This is a genomic window from Blastococcus xanthinilyticus, from assembly GCF_008124835.1.
Lineage (GTDB): Bacteria > Actinomycetota > Actinomycetes > Mycobacteriales > Geodermatophilaceae > Blastococcus > Blastococcus xanthinilyticus.
The window spans coordinates 1-1,268 of record NZ_VNHW01000037.1 but is presented as its reverse complement, the minus strand read 5'-3'; the positions used below and the strand labels follow the sequence as shown (position 1 = coordinate 1,268).

The window sequence follows — 1,268 nt, the reverse complement described above, 5'->3', positions numbered from 1 at the left end:
TGAGCTTGCCCGGGTTTCGCGGACACCGTCACAGTGGCGGCATCGCCACGGGAGGGGTGTCTTCGTGGGCAGGGTCTACACGCAGGAGTTCAGGGATCAGATCGTCGCGTTGCATCGGCGAGATGGCCGAACCTTCGGTGAGATCGCGACCGAGTTCGGGTTGTCCGCCACGTCGGTGGCCAAGTGGGTGCGGGAGGCTGAAAAGGCCGAGAGGCCGGTGCGACGCGCTGCGCTGTCCGAGCAGGTCGACCGGTCATCGGAGGCCGCACGTATAGCCCAGCTGGAACGCGAACTGGCACAGAAGACCGAAGAAGTGGAGATCCTGGGAAAAGCGCTGGCCTTCTTCGCTCGACGTACGGAGCGGTAGAGATCTACCGCTACATCGCGGCGGAGAAGGCGAAGAAGCCGGCGTTGAGGATCAGCATCATCTGTCGATTACTGGGCGTGTCAACATCGGGCTACTACGGCTGGCTGTCCCGCAGCCGGAGACCGCTGAAGGGTCGAGCCGCTGAAGACCGCGAGCTACTCGCACACATTCGGCTGATCCATGGCCGCTTCTCCTACTACGGAGCACCACGGATTTATCGCTCGCTTCGAGCCAAGGGACTCACGGTGGGCCGGCATCGGGTCGCCCGGCTGATGCGCGCGCACGGGATCCGGGCTCGACGGGGGCCGATCAAGGCCCGACGACGGTCGGCGCCACCGAGCCGCCGCCCCGAGGTGATCGACCGGGTGCGCCGGCAGTTCCGCGCCTCCGCGCCGGACCGACTTTGGTTCACCGATCTGACGGCGATCCGCACCAGCGAAGGCTTTCTGCGAGCCGCGGTCGTTCTCGACGCACATAACCGCCAGGTGATCAGTTGGTCCACCGACACTTATGAAACGCCCAAGACGGTGATACGGGCATTCCGTGAAGCGATCGACATTCGCCGCCCCGCGCCCGGTTGCATCATCCACTCAGATCGCGGCTACCAGTTCACCTCCCACGAGTGGCACGAACTCGCGGCTCGCCACGGGCTGGTTGTCTCTCTCGGTGAACGGAAAAGCGCACTGGACAACGCTGCCATGGAGTCCTGGTTCGGGTCGTTGAAGAACGAGGACATCCATCCTGGCGGCGCCATCAAGACCTTCGCCGATGCCCGCAGTCGGCTCTTCCACTACATCTGGGACTACAACAACCACCGACTGCACTCCGCCCTCGGCTACCGAACCCCCGCTGCCTACGCCATGCTCAGTACCTAGCCGTCCGCTGGACCGGGGCAAGCTCA

General features: G+C 64.4%; 2 protein-coding genes. Both read left to right on the top strand.

Annotation, left to right across the window (positions count from 1 at the left end; all coding sequences use genetic code 11):
* Positions 1–64 precede the first annotated feature (64 nt).
* The gene (locus BD833_RS22610; RefSeq protein ID WP_166535416.1) at positions 65–367 is read left to right on the top strand and encodes a transposase; all 303 of its coding nucleotides are present in this window, start codon (positions 65–67) and stop codon (positions 365–367) included.
* Complete coding sequence (locus BD833_RS22605) at positions 256–1,242, top strand: IS3 family transposase (protein ID WP_341770630.1); 987 nt, start codon at positions 256–258, stop codon at positions 1,240–1,242. The genes BD833_RS22610 and BD833_RS22605 overlap by 112 nt, the downstream gene beginning before the upstream one ends.
* Positions 1,243–1,268: the final 26 nt, after the last annotated feature.